The following is a 21,398-nucleotide window of genomic DNA, read 5'->3' as shown; positions in this document are numbered from 1 at the left end:
ATCAACTTAAAATTTGAAATAGTTCCTGGCGTTGCGGTAACAGATGCCCTCGACAAGCTCCCGGCCGATGAAATCGATCTCCGAGGCGGGCAGCAGCCCCTTCTCGATGTCGTTGCCCAGCAGGTTGCACAGCGTGCGGCGGAAATACTCGTGGCGCGGGTATGAGAGGAACGACCGCGAGTCGGTCAGCATGCCCACGAAGCGGCTCAACAGACCCAGCGTCGAGAGGGCATTCATCTGCCGCTCCATACCGTCCTTCTGGTCGAGGAACCACCAGCCCGAGCCGAACTGGATCTTCCCGGCACCGTAGCGGCCGTCCTGGAAATTGCCGATCATCGTGGCCACAAGTTCGTTGTCGCGCGGATTGAGGTTGTAAACAATGGTCTTGGCGAGGCGGTCGCCGCGGTCGAGCATGTCGAAGAATTTCGACATCTGCCGGCCGACTGTGAAGTCGCCGATCGAGTCGAAACCCGTGTCGGCACCCAGACGTTCGAACATGCGGGAGTTGTTGTTGCGGATGGCTCCGTAGTGGAACTGCTGGGTCCAGCCGGTCTCCCAGTCCATCGTGGCAAATTCGACCATCATGGCGGTCTTGAACTTGAGGATCTCCCCGCGGGTGAGCGTGTGGCCGCCGTATACCTTATTAAATATAGCGTCGATCTCGGACTGCGTATAATCCTCGGCATAGAACTCCTCGATGCCGTGGTCCGAAAGGCGGCAGCCGACCGACTCGAAGAACCGGTGACGCACGCGGAGCGCATCGATCAGGTCAGCGAACTTCGCGATCGTGACGCCCGAAACCTCGGAGAGTTTCTCCACATAAGCCCGGAAACCGGCCGGCTCCTCCACGGCCATCGCCTTGTCGGGACGCCACGTGGGGAGCACCTTCGTCTCAAAACCGTCCTCGCGGACCTTGATGTGGTGTTCGAGCGAATCCACCGGATCGTCCGTCGTGCAGACCACCTCGACGTTGTAGCGACGCATCAGACCGCGAGCGTGGTATTCGGGACGCTGCAACAGCGCCGTGCAATGGTCGTAGATCTCGCGGGCCGTCGCAGGGCTGAGCAGTTTCGTCACCCCGAAGGCCGTCTTCAACTCGAGGTGGGTCCAGTGGTAGAGCGGGTTGCGCATCGTATAGGGAACCGTTTCGGCCCACTTCTCAAACTTCTCCCAGGCGGTCGTCTCCTTTCCCGTGCAATATTTCTCTTCGACCCCGTTGGTGCGCATGGCGCGCCATTTGTAATGGTCGCCGTCGAGCCAGATTTCCGCCAGGTTGGCAAACCCGTGGTCCGAAGCCACGTACTCGGGAATCAGGTGGCAATGGTAGTCGATAATCGGCATCCGGGCCGCATGCTCATGGTAGAGCCGTTCGGCCGTCGGGGTCTGCAACAAAAAGTTGTCGTCGTTGAACTGTTTCATAACAAATAAAAGCTGTCACGGCCAGGATTCCACACGCATCCGTCTGCGTTTCATTCCGGAAATGAGCGACTTCCAGCCACCCGAAATCGGAAAAATCAAGGGATCGAACAGAATATGTACCGTTTTGGTTGACCAATATACGGAAAATTTGTAAATTTGCCTAAAAATAACGAAAAAAAACGTCAACTCTAACTTTATGAAAAACCCAATTATGTGGGTTGCAGGCCTTCTGATGGCTTCCTGCACACCCGGTTTGAATGTCGAAGTCGTCAACACGACCCCTATCGAACGCGATGATGAAACCGTCGAAATCGCCTGGTCCGAAGTGGCAGCGCTCAAGGGCGTGACGCCGGACAACATCGTCGTACTGGACGACGACAACGAGCAAATCCCCTCCCAGGTCCTCTTCCGCGGCGGAACGGAGCCGCAGGCGCTGATCTTCCAGACCGACGCCGAGCCAATGCAAAGCAGGCGTTTCAAACTGGTCACCGGCCAGCGCGAGAACTACCCCGCCGAGGCATTCGGACGCACGGTCCCCGAGCGTTACGACGACTACGCCTGGGAAAACAACAAGGTAGCCTACCGCCTCTACGGTCCGGCACTCGAGACCTCTCCCGAGAAGCTCGTCACCCCGGGCATCGACGTATGGGTGAAGTGCGCCGACAAACTGGTGATCGACGAGTGGTATGCCCGGGGCAACTACCACCACAACTACGGCGACGGCATGGACTGCTACAAGGTGGGCGTGACGCTCGGATCGGGGGCATCGCTGCCCTTCGTCGGCGGTAAATTCTGGATGATGGGCCACAACTACGCCACGGCCCGGACGCTCGACAACGGCCCGATCCGCACCTCGGTCGAACTGACCTACGCCCCGTTCGATGTCGACGGCACGCCCGTGACGCTCACCAAGGTCATCTCGCTCGATGCCAACCAGCGTTTCAACCGCATGGACAACATCTATCAGGGAGCATTCGCCGAACTGCCCATTGCCGCGGGCTTCGTGCGCCACGACGTGAAACAGATGGAGCGCGGCGAAGGCTGGATGGGCATGTGCGAGGCCGTTTCGGACTCGAAGGACCCCGCACGCGACGGCGACATCTATCTAGGCGTGATTCTGCCCGGGGCCGAGATGCTCCCCGACACGCTGGGCCACGCCGTAGCCGTCAAGACCGTGGAACCCGGCCGGACGCTGACCTACTACGCCGGTTCGGGCTGGAGCCAGGGCGGCGTCGAGGACATGGAGGAGTGGATCGAGGAGATCGGGCAGGCGCAAGCCGCCGCCGTGACGCCGCTCAAAGTGAGCATCCGCAAATAGACATCCCCCACCCAAGGGCAGGCACACGCCCTGCCCTGCGCAACAGGCCCGGTCCAACGACCGGGCCTGTTGTTATCCGGCATCCGTTTTGGGACCGGATGCGATTCGGCTTGCAGTTGTCCGGCATTTTCTGTACATTTGTTACCGACTATTTCTCAAAAATCATGGACAGACAAAAGATCGTTACCTTCGGGGAGATCATGATGCGGCTCACGCCGCCCGACTACCTGCGTTTCAACCAGACGAACCTCTTCCGCGCCAGCTACGGCGGAAGCGAGGCCAACGTCGCCGTATCGCTGGCCAACTACGGCCTGCAAAGCGAATTCGTCACCCGCCTGCCGGACAACCGGGTAGCCGACGCCTGCATCGACGACCTGCGCCGCTACGGCGTAGGGACCGGGGCCATCCTGCGCGGCGGCAAGCGGCTCGGAATCTACTACATGGAGGAGGCCGCCGCAATACGCTCGTCACACGTCGTCTACGACCGCGCAGACTCGGCCTTCGACACCCTGCAACCGGGGATGATCGACTGGGCCGGCATCTTCCGCGACGCCTCGTGGTTCCACTGGTCGGGGATTTCGGCCGCGGTGAGCGCCAGCACGGCTGCCGTGTGCGCCGAGGCAATTGAGGCGGCACACGCGGCGGGACTGACCGTCTCGTGCGACATCAACTACCGCAAGAATCTCTGGAAATACGGCAAGGAGCCGCAGGAGGTGCTCCCGCCGCTGATGGAGCAGTGCGACGCCTTTTTCGGCACGGACGACGAATACGAAAAAGTGCTCGGCATGCAGTTGCCGCGATTTGCGGCCTGCGACGCCGCCTACCGCCCCGATACGGAGGGTTACGAACGGGCTTCGGCGGAGGTTGCGGCACGCTTCCCCCGCTGCCGGAGCATCGTCTTCGGTTTGCGCAGCGTGTTGAGCGCCAACCACCACCTGATTTCAGGAACGCTCTTCACGGACGGGCATCTGCTCTCCACGCGGGTCTACGACGTCAACCCCGTGATCGACTGCGTCGGCGTGGGCGACGCCTTCGTGGGCGGATTGCTCTACGGCATGGCCGCGCATCCCCACGATGCGCAGTTTGCTCTGGACTTCGGAACCGCAGCCTGCGCATTGAAAAACACCGTCCCGGGCGACTACAACCAATTTACGGCCGCGGAGATCGAACAGCTGGCCCGCGGCTCCGTCTCTGGACGCATCGCGCGCTAACCGTCCGCCCGAAAGGCAACGCCCGAACCGTCCACCCGGAAGGTTGCACGTACGCAAAATGCGATCGAAGCCCGGAGAGAGCCCCCGAAGCCCCACGCCCAGCCGGTCATCAGGAAAGTCCGCCCGAACCGCCCGGCCGAAAAGCAATGCCCGGCCGCCCGCCCGAAAAGTCCGCCCGAACCGGTTCGCCCGAAAGATTGCGCGTGCACAAAATGCGGTCGGAGCCCGGAGACCCTACCCCGGAGCCCCGTGCCCGGCCGGTCATCCGGCAGGTCCGCCCGAAAGGCTGCGCGCGCACAAAACGCGATCGGAGCACCGGAGCCCCAAGCCCGAACCGGTCCACCCGAAAGGCAACGCCCGAAAAGTCCGTCCAAGCCGGTCTGCCCGGAAAGCAACGCATACGCAAAATGCGGTCAGAGCACTGAAGACCACACCCCGAAGCCCCACGCCCAGCCGGTCATCAGGAAAGTCCGCCCAAACCGCCCGGCCGAAAAGCAACGCCCGAACCGTCCACCCGGAAGGCAACGCCCGAACATCCGCCCGAACCGGTCCACCCGGAAAGCCCGAAAGCCCCGAAAGCCCCGAAAAGCCCGGATTCAGGCTGCAAGGCGTTGTCCAAACGCCGGTTAGATCCGTCCATTCACCAAACAAGCCCGGCTTTCCAGCCGGGCTTGTTTTCATAACCGCTGCCGAACGGGCGGCAGCACAACTTCCGTTCAAAAAGCGGGCGCGACGACCACCGCCGCCGAATCCCGCCCCTCAAGCGGCTATTCGATACCTTTCACCTGCTTGTAGAGGGCATTGTAGGTGTTGTACTTCTCCATGATGTCGGCCTCGTCGCGCAGACGGAAGCAGATGGATTTGAGGAACTCCAGCGTATCGCCGTCCTCGGGTTTGATCTGGTGCGCCTTCTCGAACCAGGGCACAGCCTGCTTGTAGACCTCATTGACAACCTTCAGATCGGCGTCGTAAACAGCCTGGCTGCTGTACTGCTTCTCGTTCATCTCCTTGTTGAGCTCGTCACCCTTGATCGTGTAGAACACACCCAGGTAGTAGTTACCCTCAAACAGGTCGGGCTTCAGCTCCACAACCTTCTTGAACGACTCGATGCTCTGATCGTAGTCCTTCAGGGCGTAGAATATACGGCCGCGGCCGAACCAGAGGTCCATGTTCGACGGATTCTCCTCGATAGCCTTGTCGATCAGCGAGATCAGATCGGCCGGATCGCCCACGCCTTCCTCAGCCGTATAAAGCTGCATCAGACCGTCGAGAATGCGCTCGTTCTTCGGGAACTTGCCGATACCCGTCAGCAACACGTCCTTTGCCTTCATGACATTTGCCTTGTCGAGGTCCTTCTGTCCGTAGAGGCAGTGGAAGAGGTAGTAATAGATATTACCCTCCTCGTCGGCATAGCCCATGTCGACGGCCTTGGTCAGGTACTCACTGCCATTGACAAACGACTTGGGGTTGTTCGAACCGTCGACGGTCATCATGTAACCTGCATAGTAGAGCAGCGCGGGGTCAGCCTCCCCGTAAGCCGGGCTGGACTGCGCCTCGAAAGCCGTCACATAGGCGTCCGAAGCCTCGAGGTAGTTGCCCGAGTCGATGCCGACGTTGCCCACCTGCGAGCAGAAGTCGCTGATCTGCTTCAGACCGTCCTTGATCTTGCCTGCCGCCTTGGGATCGAGCTCATAGGCCTTGTTGTAAGCCTCGATAGCCTTTCTGGGGGCATCCTTCATCACCCAATCGCTCTGCTTCCAGGTCACGACCTTGTTGTCCTTGATGTAAGCCGTGAAATAGGGATAGACCCATGCCTCGAACTCGATGTCGTTGAGCGTCTCGGTCGTCGTCGACGTAGGATCGCCCACAGCCAGTTTCAGCATCGCCGGCTCCATATTGGCGAAGAGACTCTTCGTAGGCTCCACCGCCACCTCATAGAAAGCCTTGCCGCGGGCGATCCACGTCGAGGCCTTCACCGCCTTCTTCTCGTTGGCGATGTCGGCATCGCTCTTTTCGATCTTGGAGAGAAGGGCTTCCTTGTTCACTTTCTGGGCTTTCACGGCGGGAACTGCCACGAGCAGCGCCGCAAGAGCCGTCAAAATCGTTTTCTTCATGGTAAACTGAATTTTTAAAGTTTTTGTTTTTTCTTTTTCCTATTCCTCCGCGGGAGCGTCTGCGGGCTTCTCGGCTCCGGTCTCGACATCTTCCGCGGGTTGCACTTCTTCCTCTTCCCCCGCAGCCGGCACGGCCATCACCGAAGCAATGGCGTCGCCCTCACGAAGGTTGATGATACGCACGCCCTGCGTAGCGCGACCCGCAAGCCGGATCTGCCCGACGGCAGTGCGTATGGTGAGTCCCGAACGATTGATGATCATCAGGTCGTTGTCGTCGGTCACGGCCTGGATCGATATGAGTTTGCCTGTTTTTTCCGTAATGTTGATGGTCTTCACACCCTTTCCGCCGCGGTTGGTGATGCGGTATTCGTCCAGATCGGTACGCTTGCCGTAGCCGTTCTCGCTCAATACCAGCACATCCTGCTTCGAATCGGGTTCCACGCAGATCATGCCCACCACCTCGTCGCCGTCCTCGATCGAGATGCCGCGCACTCCGGCACCCACACGCCCGATCGGACGCACCGTGGACTCGTTGAAACGAATGGCCTTGCCGTCGCGGGCGGCGATCATCACCTCGGCGTTGCCGCTGGTGAGCTTGGCCTCGATCAGCTGGTCGCCCTCGCGGATGACGATGGCGTTCACACCGTTCTGGCGCGGACGCGAGTAGGCCTCCAGACGGGTCTTCTTGATCGTGCCGTCCTTGGTGCACATGATGATGTAGTTGCTGTTCACATACTCGGCATCGGCCAGGCTCTTGACGTTGATGTAGGCGCGGACCTTGTCGTCCGGCTCGATCTGGATGACGTTCTGGATGGCGCGGCCCTTCGACGAACGCGTGCCTTCCGGAATCTCGTAGACCTTGAGCCAATAACAACGGCCCTTCTCCGTGAAGAAGAGCATCGTATTGTGCATCGAAGCCACGTAGATGTGCTCGATGAAGTCCTCGTCGCGCGTGGCGCTGCCCTTGGCCCCCACTCCGCCGCGGTTCTGCGTGCGGTATTCGGCCAGCGGCGTGCGCTTGATGTAGCCCATGTGCGAGATGGTGATCACCATGTCGTCGTCGGCGTAGAAATCCTCGGGATTGAACTCCTCCGAGGCATAGACGATCTCCGAGCGGCGTTCGTCGCCATACTTCTCCTTGATCTCCAGCAGTTCGTCCTTGATGATCTGCATCTGCAGGCCGACGTTCGCAAGCACGTCCGTCAGGTGTGCGATCAGCTTCTCCAGCTCGTCGCGTTCGGCGAGCAGCTTGCCTCGTTCGAGTCCCGTCAGGGCACGCAGGCGCATTTCGATGATGGCCGAAGCCTGGATCTCCGACAGGTCGAAACGCTCGATCATCGTCTGCTTGGCGGCGTCGGGCGTCTGCGAGGAGCGGATGATGCGCACGATCTCGTCGATGTTGTCCTGCGCGATGAGCAGCCCCTGCACGATATGCAGCCGCTCCTCGGCCTTGCGCTTGTCGAAGCGCGTGCGGCGCACGACGACATCGTGGCGGTGCTCGATGAAGTATTTGATCAGGTCGCGCATGGGCAGCATCTGCGGCCGGCCGTTGACCAACGCGATGTTGTTCACGGCAAACGACGTCTGCAGCGGCGTATTCTTGAACAGCGTGTTCAGCACCACGCTCGCAACGGCGTCGTGCTTCAGGATGATGATGATCCGCAGACCGTTGCGGTCCGACTCGTCGTTGATGTAGGAGATGCCGTCGATCTTCTTGTCGTTGATCATGTCGGCGATCTTCTTGATCATCTCGGCCTTGTTGATCATGTAGGGAATCTCCGTGATGACGATGCACTCCCGGCCGCTGGGCGTATGCTCGATGTCGGTCTTGGCGCGCATCATCACGCGGCCGCGGCCCGTCAGCATCGCCTCCTTCACACCCTCGTAGCCGTAGATGATACCGCCCGTGGGGAAGTCGGGGCCCTTGACATACTGCAGCAGCTCCTCGCCCGTGATCTCCGGATTGTCGACATAGGCGCAGCAGGCGTCCACCACCTCCGAAAGGTTGTGCGGGGCCATGTTCGTGGCCATACCCACGGCGATACCGCTGGCGCCGTTGACGATCAGCAGCGGGATTTTCGTGGGCAGGACCGTGGGTTCGGGAATCGTGTCGTCGAAGTTCAGCGTCCAGTCGACCGTCTCCTTGTCGATGTCGGCCATCACTTCGTCGGTGATTTTCTTCATGCGGGCCTCGGTGTAACGCATGGCAGCGGGAGAGTCGCCGTCCATCGAACCGAAGTTACCCTGTCCGTCGACCAGCGGGTAGCGCATCGACCAGTCCTGCGCCAGGCGGACCATCGCGTCGTAGACCGACGTGTCGCCGTGGGGGTGGAACTTACCGAGCACGTCGCCGACGATACGGGCGGACTTACGTGTGGGTTTGTCGGAGTAGAGGTTGAGCTCCGCGCTCATATCATAGAGGATGCGGCGGTGCACGGGCTTCATGCCGTCGCGCACGTCAGGCAGTGCTCGCGACACGATGACCGACATCGAGTAGTCGATGTACGCCGACTTCATCTGCTCTTCGATATTGATGGGGATGATACGCCCCACCAAACCGGCATTCTTTTCTTCTTCAGTTAGCATTATTTAGCGTTTAAATATTTGCACCGATACCACGATCCGCCGAACACTTCGGCCGCCCACGGCGGCTTTTGCACTCTGTCCGTCCCGACCACCCTCCCCCCAAAGGGAGTCGATGCCGCCTTGCGGCAAAATCGGGATTCCCGAAGCTGTGGATTAGGATATTATCATCCGATCCTCGGCTCCGTTCCTGCAGAGACAGTCCGGCCCGGTCGTCAATACCTTCAAATTTACCACTCTTTTAACGAACAAAAATACGTTTTATTTCCGATTTGAGCAACTTTAGGGAAACAAATCTGCGTCACGCGAGCGATATTTTCGGCGGATCATCCCGTTTTCGGCACTTTTCAGGCGATTTGAGCGCATCGGACGGTCTTCCCGACAGGGGGTCGGACAAAAAAAGAAGTGACGGCGACCTTCTATCGGTCGCCGTCACTTTTACCGTCGGGCAGAGGCAGCCGCCCCCACATTGCCGGACTATCTGAAATCGATGATTTCGTAGTCCCTGTACTTCTTCGCCCTGTAGGTTTTGAAACCCTCGTCGCCGGCGGCAACCCGCAGCAGACGGACACGAATGCTTTCGTCGCCCTCCGACTCGTAAAGCATCTCACGGGGGATCAGCTCCTTGTCGAGGGTCAGCGTCACCACATACCACTGCATCGAGTGGGGACCCTCCGAGGGGTGGAGTTTCACCACCGTCTCCTCCTCATTCTCCGACACCAGTTCGGGACGGTAGTCCTTGTCGACGTAGTCAAACGCACGGACGGGGTTCTCCAGCATCACATGGCTCTGCGGCATCACCACATCCACCACCACCTCGCGGCGCACGTTGTCCACCTCGCGGCGCAACTTCGTGTCGCCGTAGGCCTCCGCCGTGCCGAGGGTCATATAATAGCGGCCGTTGCTGACCACGAAGCGCCCCTTCGAGGTCTGGTCACCGATTTTAATCTCAAAGTCGGCCCCGTAGCTCTTCATGGCACGAAACTTCGCTGCAAGACGGCCGACAATCTCGTCGGCGCGCCGGTCGCCCGCCCATGCCGCAGCGGTGAGCAGCGTAAGGATGATGACAAATACCTTCCTCATAATCAGAATACTCCTAATGACTGTAACTTTGCTTTCAGCGAAAGCAGATCCTGGAACAAGACATCACGCGGCCTGGCTCCCTGCCGGCGGCCGACGATGCCGGCCCTTACGGGCGTCACTCCGCTTCGGGCAGGGCGATCCGGAGCTGCGAATGGCGGAAATCGAAGATCACGCGGAAGCGCTCGAAGAAGCCGAGGCCCAGAAATCCGTGCCCCGGAAGCCGCATCCGGTTTTCAAGCAGCAGGACGGGGCGGCCGCGGAAAGTATAGGTATCCAGAAACGTGACGCCATCCGGCTGCAGTACCGGCAGCCGTTTGCCGGCGGGAGTTCGTCCCTCCAGCTGCGGAATGCGCGCCCGGGAGACGAACCGGCTCACCTCGGGCTTGTAGGTAAAGAGGGCCAGCAGCATGGCGTTGCCCAGATCCACGACCAGTTCCGCCTCTTCGGCGGTGCTGCGGCCGCAATCGTCGGCGAGAGCCAGCGAACCCCGGAGGCAGTACATCCCCGACCGTTCGTCGCGCGTCATGGGATGGGAAGCCCAGCCGTCGTCGGGCAGTTCCTCCTCGGCGAAGGGCTCCAGCCACCCCCGGGCGATGTCGAGCCCGAAGATGCCGGGCGCCTCAGAACGGTCGGTCGTGAAGCGGTTCAAGGGCCAGAGCAGATCGCCCTTATGGCCGCTCATATCCACCACATACGTGTCGCACAGACTCCGGGAACCGCTCACCGAAAGCCCGGGAGCCAGCTTGTAACGCGCCACATAGTTCGCCCCGGCAGCCATGCGAAAACGGACCACGGAGTCGAGTTTTTCAGGTCGGAAAAGTTCGGGATGCGACCACACGAGTGCACTGTCGATCAGCGGAAAGGCAATTCCCGATTCGAGCATGGCCCGCGCCGCTACCGAATCCTGCAGCAGGACTTCGGCATAGAGATGCCCACCGTCGCGTGTCAGCGTCAGCGGCCGATGCGCCCGGGCGGAAAACACCACCGGGAGCAGCAGCGCGCAGCATACCGCCCTGCCGAGAGCCCAACGCCCCCGGCGGCCGCGGTCAACGGAAGTCGATGAATTCATAGCCGTCATAATTTTTCGGATCGAACCGCCGGACATGCCCCGCAAAGGGCGCGACCTCCAGCACGCTCACCAGCACCTGTTCGCCGTCGTAGTCGTACGAAAGCGAGCGGGGGCGCATCGTGGCGGTGTCGACCGTCAGCGTGACATCGCCGGCCGGGGATTCGCTCCCGGCGGCGGGCTTCAGCCGCACGACGGCGCGGCCGTCGGCCTCGGAGACGAGCGACGGCACATATTCGCTGCCCAGGAAATCGAAGGCCCGGACCGGATTGTTCAGGATGTTGCGGCTCGCCGTGTCGACCTCCATAACGGTCACCTCGCGGCGACGGTTGTCGACCTCGCGGCGCACCGTTGCGTCGGCGAAAACCTCCGCGTCGCCCAGCACGAGGTAATAGCTGTCGCCTTCGACGACATAGCTCCCGCGGGCTTCGTAGTCGCCCGAGAGGACCCCGAACTTCACGCCGTAGCCCGCCATCGCACGGAATTCCGCAGCGAGTTTTTCGAGGATTTCCCTTGCACGGCCGCCATCGGCGGCTTTGCCCGGAAGCACTCCGCACAGCATCGCCGCAACGAGCAGCAAACAACGGGCAATGAATCGTTTTTCAGCCATAATTCAACTAATTATCGTCTATGCGGAGCGACCCGGCAGCACACACGCGGATCGACTCCGCCGGACGCCCCGGACGCCCCGGGATCCCCATTGCGAGCGGATCAGAACACACCCAGCTCCTGCAGCTTCGCCTCCAGCGAAGGCATGTCGTGGAAGAGGATGTCGCGCGGCTTGGCTCCCTGCTGGCGGCCGACAATGCCGGCCCTTTCGAGCTGCATCATGATGCGGCCCGCGCGGTTGAATCCCACCTCGTAATTGCGCTGGATCATCGAGGTCGAGATCTGCCCGCCTGACACGGCGTCGCGGGCGATCTCGGCAAAGAGCGAGTCGTATTTCACGGGGGCCGAGGACTCCTCGCTCCCCATCTGCCCGCCATCGCCGCCGTCGGGCGTATAGTCGGGCAGCGTGTAGGCCTCAGTGTAGCCCTGCTGTTTGGAGATGTATTCGCAGATGCGCTCGACCTCGCGGGTCTCGACCAGCGCACACTGGATGCGCGTCAGGTCGCCATCCTTCGAGAAGAGCATGTCGCCCCGGCCGATGAGCTGGTTGGCCCCCGGCTGGTCGATGATCGTGCGCGAGTCGATCATCTGCATCACGCGGAAGGCGATGCGGGCCGGGAAATTGGCCTTGATGCCGCCCGTGATGACCTTCACATCGGGGCGCTGCGTGGCGATGATCAGGTGGATGCCGATGGCGCGGGCCTTCTGCGCCAGACGCATGACCGGTCCCTCGACCTCGCGGGCCGTCATGATCAGGTCGGCGAACTCGTCGACCACCACCACGATATACGGCAGGTAGCGATGCCCGTTCATCGGATTCAGCCGCCGCGAGGTGAATTTCCCGTTGTACTCGGCGATGTTGCGCGCCCCGGCTTTCTTACACAGCTCCAGTCGGTTGTCCATCTCCGTACAGAGCGAGTTGAGCGTATAGACGGCCTTCTTGGGATCGGTGATGATCGCATCGTCCTCCGACTCCATCTTGGCCAGGAAATGGCGTTCGATCTTGGCGTAGAGCGAGAACTCGACCATCTTGGGGTCGATCATCACGAACTTCAGCTGCGCGGGATGCTTGCGGTAGAGGAGCGAGGTGATGATGGCGTTCAGTCCCACGGACTTACCCTGTCCCGTGGCTCCGGCGACCAGCAGGTGCGGCATCTTGGCCAGGTCGAAGACGTAATTCTCGTTCTGGATCGTGCGCCCGATCACCACCGGCAACTCGGCCTTCGACTCCTGGAAACGCAGCGAACGCACGGCCGAATACATCGACACCACCTGCTTGTCGCGGTTGGGAACCTCGATACCGATGGTTCCCTTGCCCGGAATCGGCGCGATGATACGGATACCCAATGCCTTGAGGCTCTGGGCAATATCGTTTTCGAGGCCCTGCACCTTCGAGATCTTGATTCCCTGCGCCTGCACGATCTCGTAGAGCGTCACCGTGGGGCCCACCGTGGCCTTGATGCGCTGGATGGGGATGCCGAAGTTCTTGAGCGTCTCCTCGATCTTGGTCTTGTTCTCGAAAATCTCCTCGTCCGAGACCTCCGAATCGGAAATATAGTCCTCCAGCAGCGTCACGGGCGGCTTGCGGTAGTTCACCAGGTCCTTCAGCGGGTCGTAACTCTCCGTGGGGATCGCCTTCTCGTCGACGAGTTTTGCCTCGTTGGCCTCGACCGTCACCACGACACCCTCCGGCCCGGCGGCGGGAGCATCGTCGAGCACGGTGATCTCGGTAAAGGGTGCATCGGGGTCAGGCTCTGCGACAGCCTCCGGCTCCGGGAGCTCCTGCGCAGTCCGCTCCGCGGGCACGACATCGCGTACCGCAGGGCGTTCCAGCTCGACCAGCCCGCTGCGGCCGATCACCACACGGCCCTCCGAACGCGAAAGGTCCACCTCGACAAACTCCCCGTCCTCCGCGGGAGGGGGCGTCTGCTCCGCGGCCGTCTCCCCGGTGACGGGTTCCCCGTCGGGCGTCAGTTCGAGGAAGGGATTTTCGTCCTCCTCCGCCACCGATTTGCGGACCGCAACGGGCTCCGCCGCACGCTCCACACGGATCGGGACGGAATTGTGCGCCACAGGATCCGCCGCTTTCGGCGCCGGGGCTGCCTTCGGGGTGGGTTTCGGAGCCGGATTCGGAGCCGATTCGGGGACCGCCTCCGTCGTCTCCTCCTCCCCGGTCGCACGGACATGCGGCACGACTTTGTGTCTGAGGATCTCGACGACCTTCCCGCTCTTGTCGACCATGACGTTACCCGCCTCGTTGACCTTGTTGATGAAATTGCGGTTGATGAAAACGCCCGTCAGGATCCACCCGCCGACGAGCAGGATCAGCGTCCCGAAAACGCCGATATGCGTACGCAGCAGGGCCGAAGAGGCGATGCCGAAAGCGCCGCCCCAGCCCGTCGAGCAGCAGAGGCTCCAGCGGTCGGCAAAGGCGAATCCCAGCGTCAGCGACCCCAGGATCATGATCAGGAAGAGCGAAAGGATCGAATGGTTGAACAGCAGCGGCCGCTGGCGGATGATCCGCACGCCAACCAGCACGATCATCACGGGAATCAGAATGCCGAAAAGGCCGAACGAATGGTCGACCAGCACCATCCCCAGCCGCGCCCCGGCCCAGCCGCAGAGATTTTCCGGCTCGATGCCGAGCGTCACCCGCTCCTCGACCGATTTTTGCAGCCCGCTCTGGTCGGCGGCCCAGCTGAAAAACGAAAAGAACACCGCCGCGGCGGCAAACAGACCGATGAACAGCAGGAGCAGTCCGGCGATCCAGCGCGCACTGTCGCTGTTGGAACGCTGAACGGCCTGCCGGCTGTTGGTGGATGTATTTTTAGATGCCATTCCCGAATGTCGCTATTATCGAACAAAGGTACGAATTTTTTCCGACACTTCCGGACCCGGCACGAACTTTATCGACCGTCCCGAGCGATTCCGGTCGGAAACCGCCCCGCCCGCCGACGGGCCGTCACACCGGAAGCAGCCTACCGCCTACCGGCACGCCGCAGCCTTCCGCTCGAGCCGCAGCCGGTAGCGTTCGTCGGCGAAGGTGCAGAACGTCAGTTCGGGACGGTTATCCACCAAGGCACGCAGGCCGTAGCGGTCGAGCAGCTGCCCGACGCGGCGGGCGACGGCGGGCGACGGGTCGACGATCTCGGCGCGCCCGCCGACGACGCGTTCCAGCACGGGCAGCAGAAAAGGATAGTGCGTACACCCCAGCACGATCTGGTCGGCGCCCCGCAGCAGCATCGGCTCCACGGCGGCGCGCACCGTGGCTTCGGCCTCGGGCGTATCCTCGCGGTCCCCCTCGACCAGCTCCACAAAGCCCCGCCCCGGGTAGGTCAGGACTTCGATGCCGCGGCCGTAGCGTGCGGCCGTGCGGCGGAAGAGCTCGCCGTCGAGGCTCCGCTCGGTGGCCAGCACCCCCACCACCCCGCTGCGGGTCGCCAGGCAGGCTGGCTTCACGGCCGGCTCCATGCCGACGATGGGCATGTCGGCGTATTTCCCGCGCAGGAAGTCGATGGCCGCAGCCGTGGCGGTGTTGCAGGCCACGACGACCATCTTGCAGCCCAGCGCCACGAGCCGCGCCACGGCAGCATCGGCCAGCTTCTCGACCTCTTCGCGGGGCCGCGAACCATAGGGGCAGTTGGCGCCGTCGCCGAGGTAGACGAGCGACTCGCCGGGCAGAGCACGCCGGACTTCACGCCAGACGGTCAGTCCGCCCAGCCCCGAGTCGTAAATGCCTATGGGTCTGTTGTCAGTCACGGTCGAAAAAGGTTTGTACGATGTGCTCGACCAGCTGGTCGTCGGACAGCGCAGCGCAGTCGACGACCAGCGAAGCCTGCGCGTAGAAGGGTTCGCGGACCGCCATGTCGTCGCGCATGAAGGCCACCAGCTCTTCGTCGTTCAGCCCCCGCAGCCGGGGCCGCTTGCGGCGCCCGTAGGGGCTCAACCGCCGGGCGATCTGCTCCGGCGAACGGCGCAGGTAGACCGTATGTCCGACGGCATTCATACACGGCATGTTATCGCGCCACGTGGGCAGCCCGCCCCCCGTGGAGACCACGGCAGCGGATGCTCCGGCGATCACCTCGTCGAGGACCCGGCGCTCCGCCTCGCGGAAATGCTCCTCGCCCTCGTAGCGGAAGACGTCGGCCACGGAGGCGCCTTCACTCGCCTCGACCATCGCGTCGGTATCGATGAAGTCGACGCCCAGGCGCCGCGCCAGCTTGCGCCCGAGGGTGCTCTTGCCGCAACCCATATATCCGACCAGAAAGAGAGGTTTCATCGCTGCCGGCCGGTTAAAACAGATTCAGCTGTTCGGGGTCGATCATCTCGCCGGCGTCGCCCGCCGGACGCTCCACCTCGAACTCCACGCCTCCGACGATCGTTCCGACCGAAGGCTGTCCCGCCGAAGTCTTTCCCGGGGCGGGTTTGGCGCCAAGGGGCTCTTTCAAGGCGGATTTTGCGGAGGTTTTAACCTCATTCACACTGCGTTGTGCCGCGTCATCTGAAGCAGCCGTCAGCTGATCGTCGTCAAGATCCTCATCCTCCAAAGGTTCCGGCTCGGGAGGAAGCTCGGGTTCGATCATCCGCAGTTGGTTCACATCGTAGGTCGTCAGGCGTTTGCCCTTGGCGCGGTGGCTCTTGACGCCCACAAACTCGTCGACGTCGATCAGATCCGCGGGTCGCGAGGCGTGCGCCCCCTTGTAGGTGATCTCCAGTTGGGCCCCGGCGCGGTCCGTCATGCAGATGAAATCGGCATCGGTGTCGAGGAAATCCTGGATCTTGTCCGACATCTCGGCCGTGAAACGCTTCATGTAGTAATACTTCTGCCCGCGGTCGTAGTAGCACAGGCTATAAACCCGGTTGGACTCGTAGCGCGCCACGAGGACCGTCTCGTCGGGGAAGTGCTGCATCAGGTCGTAGCCGGTGATGTAGTACTGATTCTTCGAGGTCCAGACAATCAGGCGGTCGTCGCCCTTGAACTCGCCCAGCAGCCTGCCCCGCCCGTCGGCATTCAGCCGGCGGACATCTTCGTCGAACCAGATGTCCTGCGCCCCGAGTGTCGAGCTGCCGCGCTCCTTCAGCACGATCTTGTGGATGCCGTAGCGCGAGAACAGGTTGCCCTGGCTCTGGCGGCCCTTGATGGCGAGGGTCGAGAAATCGAGGTCGACGATCACCTTCTTCAGGCGCGGGCGAGGCTTAAAGTAAACCTTTAACACCTCGGCCTCACCGTTCGGATTGACAGACATATACAACACCTCACTCTTGGCGGTTCCCTTGGTGATGTCGTACTCCTTGTCGCGCGTGATGCCCTTGATGGCGCAACGCTTCATCATGATCGCACCGTTCTTCCCGTCGCGGTAGAGGACGTTGTAGATCGTGCGGTCGTCGTTGCGCTTGAAAACCCCGATGTAGTAGATGTTTTTATCGAAGAAGGCCTTGTCCGAAACCTTCGTGATCACGTAACGCCCGTCCTTCGTGAAGACGATCACATCGTCGATATCCGAGCAGTCGCAGACAAACTCCGCATCCTTCATCGACTTGCCGATGCCGAAGAACCCTTCGGCACGGTCCACGTACAATTTGGCATTCGTGACGGCCACCTTCGTCGCCTCGATCGAATCGAACTCGCGGAGCTCGGTGCGGCGCTCGCGTCCCTTGCCGTACTTGTCGCGGATGCGCTCGTAGTAGGCCACGGTATATTCGGTCAGGTGGTCCAAGTTGTACTGCGTCGCCTTGAGATCCTCCTCGATCTGGCGGATCTCGTTGTCGGCCTTCTCGCTGTCGTAGCGCGAAATACGGATAAATTTCAGCTCGGTGAGCTTCTGCACATCTTCAAGCGTTACTTCACGTCGCAGCTGCATCTTGAAGGGAGCCAGGCCATTATCCACGGCAGCATAGGCCTCCTCGCGGCTCTTGCATCCCTCGATCAGCTGGTAGAGCTTGTTCTCGATGAAGATGCGCTCGAGCGAGGCGGCATGCCATGCCTCGTTCAACTCGCCCAGCCGGATTTTCAACTCCAGACCCAGCAGCGACTTGGTGTGCTCGGCCGAGCGGCGCAGGATCTCCGAAACCCCGAGGAAGTGCGGCTTCTCGTCACAGATGACACACGAGTTCGGGGCGATCGAAACCTCGCAGTCGGTGAAGGCGTAGAGCGCGTCGATGGTCTTGTCGGAGGATTCGTCGGGCGAGACCTGGATGACGATTTCGACCTTGTCGGCCGTATTGTCGTCAACCTTGCGGATCTTGATCTTGCCCTTGTCGTTGGCCTTGATGATCGAGTCCTTGATCGACTCGGTGGTTGTGGTATAGGGAATCTCGGTGATGGCGAGCGTCCGTTTGTCGATCTTCGAAATCTTGGCACGCACCTTCACCGTGCCCCCGCGAAGTCCGTCGTTATAGCGGCTCACATCGGCCATGCCCCCCGTCGGGAAGTCGGGGTAAAGCTGGAAATCACGCCCTTCGAGGTGGGCAATGGCGGCGTTGATCAGCTCCACGAAGTTGTGGGGCAGGATCTTCGACGCCAGTCCCACGGCGATGCCGTCGGACCCCTGGGCCAGCAGCAGCGGGAACTTGATGGGCAGCGTCACGGGCTCCTCCTTGCGGCCGTCGTACGACAGCATCCACTCCGTGGTCTTCTTGTTGAAGACCACGTCGAGGGCGAATTTCGACAGGCGCGCCTCGATATAACGGCCCGCGGCCGCCTCGTCGCCCGTGAGGATGTTGCCCCAGTTGCCCTGGCAGTCGATCAGCAGGTCCTTCTGTCCCAGCTGCACCAGCGCGTCCTTGATCGACGCATCGCCGTGCGGGTGGTACTGCATGGTCTGGCCCACGAGGTTGGCGACCTTGTTGTAACGGCCGTCATCGACGACCTTCATCGCATGGAGAATACGTCGCTGGACAGGTTTCAGTCCGTCCTCGACATGAGGCACGGCGCGTTCGAGGATCACGTACGAGGCGTAGTCCAGGAACCAGTTCTTATACATGCCCGTGAGCTTGCGGACGCCGCCCTCCTCCTGCGTCAGGCGGTCGAATTTGCCCGCCTTGGCCGGAACCGCCGCAACAGGCGTTTCGGGCGTCGCCTCGTCCCCGGTTTCAGGCATCGCGCCGTCCCCGGTTTCGGGCATCGGGGCTTCCTCGTTGCGAATCTCCTCGCGCCCGATATTGTCTTTTTCTTCCGACATGGGAAATGCTTGGTTTTTAATTCTCAATTGATCAAAAGGTCCTGCTCGACGATGTCCTCCTCGATGCGCAGGTTATCGATAATAAAGCCCTGGCGCTCGTAGGTATTCTTACCCATATAAAACTCCAGCAGGTCGTGGATCGGGTCGTCCTTCGTGATGCGGACCTTGTCCAGGCGCATATTCTCGCCGATGAACTCCTTGAACTCGTCGGGAGAAATCTCGCCCAGACCCTTGAAGCGCGTGATCTCGGCATTCGATCCGCAGCGGCCCACGGCCTTCAGCCGCTCCTCCTCCGAATAGCAGTAGAAGGTCTCCTTCTTGTTGCGGACCCGGAACAGAGGGGTTTGCAGCACGAAAAGGTGTCCCTGGCGGATCACCTCGGGGAAGAACTGCAGGAAGAAGGTCATCATCAAGAGGCGGATGTGCATGCCGTCGACATCGGCATCGGTGGCGATGACGACCTTGTTGTAGCGCAGGTTGTCCATGTCCTCCTCGATGTTCAGCGCCGCCTGGAGCAGGTTGAACTCCTCGTTCTCGTAGACTACCTTCTTCGTCAGCCCGTAGCAGTTCAGCGGCTTGCCCCGCAGCGAGAAGACCGCCTGTGTACGCACGTCGCGGCTCTTGGTGATGGAGCCCGACGCCGAGTTACCCTCCGTGATGAAGATCATCGACTGTTCGGCCAGCTCGTTGCGGTCCGTGCGGTGGATCTTGCAGTCGCGCAGCTTCTTGTTGTTCAGGCTCACCTTGCGCGCCGTCTCGCGGGCCTTCTTCTGGATGCCCGAGATCGCCTTGCGCTCCTTCTCGTTCTCGACGATCTTCTTCTGGAGAATCTGGGCCGTCTCGGCGTGCTTGTGCAGGTAGTCGTCGAGGTGTTTGGTAAGGAAGTCGGCCACGAAGTTGTTGACCGAGACGCCCGGTTCGACCTCCTTCGAGCCGTACTTGGTCTTCATCTGGTTCTCGAAAAGAGGGTCAGTGACCTTGATCGAAATGGCCGCGATGACCGACGTGCGGATGTCCGAAGGGTCGTAGTCCTTGCGGTAGAACTCCTTGATCGTCTTGGCAATGGCGGCGCGAAGGGCCGTCTGGTGCGTACCGCCCTGGGTGGTATGCTGTCCGTTGACGAACGAGTCATAGCTCTCGCCGTAGCCCGTGCCGTGGGTGATCACCACCTCGATGTCCTCGCCCGTGAGGTGGATCGGCGGATAGAGCGGAGCCTCGGTCATGTTGTCGTTCACAAGATCCAGCAGTCCGTGTTTCGAAACGTAGCTCTTGCCGTTGAAGTTGAGCGTAAGACCCAGATTCAGGTAGCTGTAATTGCGGATCTTCTGCTCGACGTATTCGAGGTTGTAGGCATAGTCGCCGAAAATCTCCTGGTCGACACGGTAGGAGATGAACGTGCCGTTCTTCTCGCCAACACCGCTCTCCCACTTGTCGCTCACCTCGAGCCCCTTGGCGAAGGTCACCGTACGGGCTTCACCGTCGCGGACCGAACGGGCCGTAAACTCTTCGGAAAGCATGTTCACGGCCTTGACGCCCACTCCGTTCAGACCGACCGTCTTCTTAAAGGCGTCGCCCCCGTACTTGCCGCCCGTATTCATCTGTCCGACGGCTGCCGCGAGCGACTTGAGGGGAATGCCACGGCCGTAGTCGCGCACCGTGACCACGTTGTCAACAAGCGTGATGTCGATCTGCCGGCCCGCTCCCATGATAAATTCGTCGATCGAGTTGTCCACGACCTCCTTGATCAGCACGTAGAGCGCCTCGTCGGGTTGCGAACCGTCGCCCACCACGCCGACGTACATGCCGGGGCGCAGGCGGATGTGCTCCCTCGGAGAGAGGGTCACGATGGCGTCGTCGCCGTAATTGTTTGCGTTCGAGTTGGTATTGAGTAAATCTGCCATAATGCGTTATTTTCGGATCTCGGCCAGGGCGGCACACATGCTCTCACGGACGCGCGCCATCAGTTCGTGCGTCTCCAGGGCCGCAACCTCCGCGGCCGGAACGGGCGGAAGCACGCGGACGGTGATCCGGTTGCCCCAGTTGAATGCCAGGTTCTTTTTGATCAGCGTTTTGGTTCCGTCCAGCACCACGGGGAGGATCTCAACGCCGGCCTCCCTGGCCAGGGTGAAGGCCCCGGCCTTGAAGCGGTGGATCTCGCCGTCCTTCGAGCGCGTGCCCTCGGGGAAAACTGCCACCGAAGCCCCGCGCGAAATCCACTTTTTGCCGTCACGGACCATTTGTTCCAGGGCCTCGGCGGCGTGGCCGCGGTTGATGCAGATGTCGCCGTGGAGCAGGAGAAACTGACCGAAGAAGGGCGTTTTGAACACCTCGCGCTTCGACACCCAGCGGAAATTGAGCGGAAGGTAGTAGAGCGCCGGGATGTCGATCACCGTAGCGTGGTTGATGACGATGACGTAGGACTTCGTCCGGTCGATCAGCTCGCGGCCGATGACCCGATGCCGCCAGAAGGGAGGCAGAAAGAAGAAAATCCGGACCAGGATGCGCGACAGCTCGTGCACCGTGCGGCGTCCCCGGTCGAAGGGATAGCAGACAACCAGCGCAAGGGCCGACAGGATCATGAAAAACGTGCACAGAAGCACCAGAACAAGGTAGTATAAAGCACTCAACATACGCTTATCGTTCCATTAAAGCATTTACAAAACAGAGCGTCCGAACCCGTGGCCGCGGGTTGCGTCCACAAATCCGGCCCGCTCCGAATCCCCGCCGTCGGGAGGGATCCGGCAAAGGACGCATCCGGGTGAAAAGCCTGCATCAGGCATCCGGAGACAATTAGCCACATTAATTCAAATTGCA

General features: G+C 61.1%; 14 protein-coding genes. 2 read left to right on the top strand and 12 right to left on the bottom strand.

All coding sequences use genetic code 11. The annotated features are described in order from the left end of the window. Positions 1-6: 6 nt before the first annotated feature. On the bottom strand, positions 7-1,419 hold the full coding sequence (gene uxaC / locus QZ460_RS07075; protein ID WP_290540875.1) for a glucuronate isomerase: 1,413 nt from the start codon (positions 1,417-1,419) through the stop codon (positions 7-9). A 196-nt stretch (positions 1,420-1,615) separates the two neighbouring features. Between uxaC and QZ460_RS07070 the strand changes: the two genes are divergently transcribed. Continuing rightward, on the top strand, positions 1,616-2,737 hold the full coding sequence (locus tag QZ460_RS07070; protein ID WP_290540874.1) for a DUF4861 family protein: 1,122 nt from the start codon (positions 1,616-1,618) through the stop codon (positions 2,735-2,737). A gap of 164 nt (positions 2,738-2,901) precedes the next feature. After that, positions 2,902-3,948, top strand: a complete 1,047-nt coding sequence (locus QZ460_RS07065; RefSeq protein WP_290540873.1) for a sugar kinase — start codon at positions 2,902-2,904, stop codon at positions 3,946-3,948. Positions 3,949-4,715: 767 nt separating this feature from the next. Here the strand turns inward: QZ460_RS07065 and QZ460_RS07060 are convergent. The 11 genes from QZ460_RS07060 to QZ460_RS07010 all read right to left on the bottom strand — a co-directional run bounded on the left by QZ460_RS07060 (position 4,716) and on the right by QZ460_RS07010 (position 21,214). Continuing rightward, entirely contained in the window at positions 4,716-6,062 is a 1,347-nt protein-coding gene (locus QZ460_RS07060; protein WP_290540872.1) for a tetratricopeptide repeat protein, read from the bottom strand. A 39-nt stretch (positions 6,063-6,101) separates the two neighbouring features. Then, on the bottom strand, positions 6,102-8,648 hold the full coding sequence (gene gyrA, locus QZ460_RS07055; protein ID WP_290540871.1) for a DNA gyrase subunit A: 2,547 nt from the start codon (positions 8,646-8,648) through the stop codon (positions 6,102-6,104). A gap of 474 nt (positions 8,649-9,122) precedes the next feature. Next, on the bottom strand, positions 9,123-9,728 hold the full coding sequence (locus QZ460_RS07050; RefSeq protein ID WP_290540870.1) for a hypothetical protein: 606 nt from the start codon (positions 9,726-9,728) through the stop codon (positions 9,123-9,125). A 115-nt stretch (positions 9,729-9,843) separates the two neighbouring features. Further along, positions 9,844-10,797 (bottom strand): hypothetical protein, encoded by a 954-nt coding sequence (locus tag QZ460_RS07045; protein ID WP_290540869.1) that lies wholly within the window; start codon positions 10,795-10,797, stop codon positions 9,844-9,846. Further along, positions 10,775-11,404, bottom strand: coding sequence for a hypothetical protein (locus tag QZ460_RS07040; RefSeq protein WP_290540868.1), 630 nt, complete (start codon positions 11,402-11,404; stop codon positions 10,775-10,777). The genes QZ460_RS07045 and QZ460_RS07040 overlap by 23 nt, the downstream gene beginning before the upstream one ends. A 101-nt stretch (positions 11,405-11,505) precedes the next feature. Beyond that, positions 11,506-14,241, bottom strand: a complete 2,736-nt coding sequence (locus QZ460_RS07035) for a DNA translocase FtsK (protein WP_290540867.1) — start codon at positions 14,239-14,241, stop codon at positions 11,506-11,508. 147 nt (positions 14,242-14,388) lie between these two features. Continuing rightward, positions 14,389-15,162 (bottom strand): glutamate racemase, encoded by a 774-nt coding sequence (gene murI / locus QZ460_RS07030; RefSeq protein ID WP_290540866.1) that lies wholly within the window; start codon positions 15,160-15,162, stop codon positions 14,389-14,391. Next, positions 15,155-15,682 carry a shikimate kinase gene (locus QZ460_RS07025; RefSeq protein ID WP_290540865.1) on the bottom strand — a complete coding sequence of 176 codons (528 nt, stop codon included), beginning with the start codon at positions 15,680-15,682 and terminating at the stop codon, positions 15,155-15,157. Before QZ460_RS07025 ends, murI begins: the two co-directional genes overlap by 8 nt. A 13-nt stretch (positions 15,683-15,695) precedes the next feature. Further along, the gene (locus tag QZ460_RS07020; protein WP_290540864.1) at positions 15,696-18,584 is read right to left on the bottom strand and encodes a DNA gyrase/topoisomerase IV subunit A; all 2,889 of its coding nucleotides are present in this window, start codon (positions 18,582-18,584) and stop codon (positions 15,696-15,698) included. 23 nt (positions 18,585-18,607) lie between these two features. Further along, on the bottom strand, positions 18,608-20,485 hold the full coding sequence (locus QZ460_RS07015; RefSeq protein WP_290540863.1) for a DNA topoisomerase IV subunit B: 1,878 nt from the start codon (positions 20,483-20,485) through the stop codon (positions 18,608-18,610). A 6-nt stretch (positions 20,486-20,491) separates the two neighbouring features. Continuing rightward, entirely contained in the window at positions 20,492-21,214 is a 723-nt protein-coding gene (locus QZ460_RS07010) for a 1-acyl-sn-glycerol-3-phosphate acyltransferase (RefSeq protein WP_290540862.1), read from the bottom strand. Positions 21,215-21,398: the final 184 nt, after the last annotated feature.

Origin of the sequence: Alistipes sp. (assembly GCF_020026455.1) — a bacterium.
Lineage (GTDB): Bacteria > Bacteroidota > Bacteroidia > Bacteroidales > Rikenellaceae > Alistipes.
This window is presented reverse-complemented; position numbering and strand designations above follow the sequence as displayed.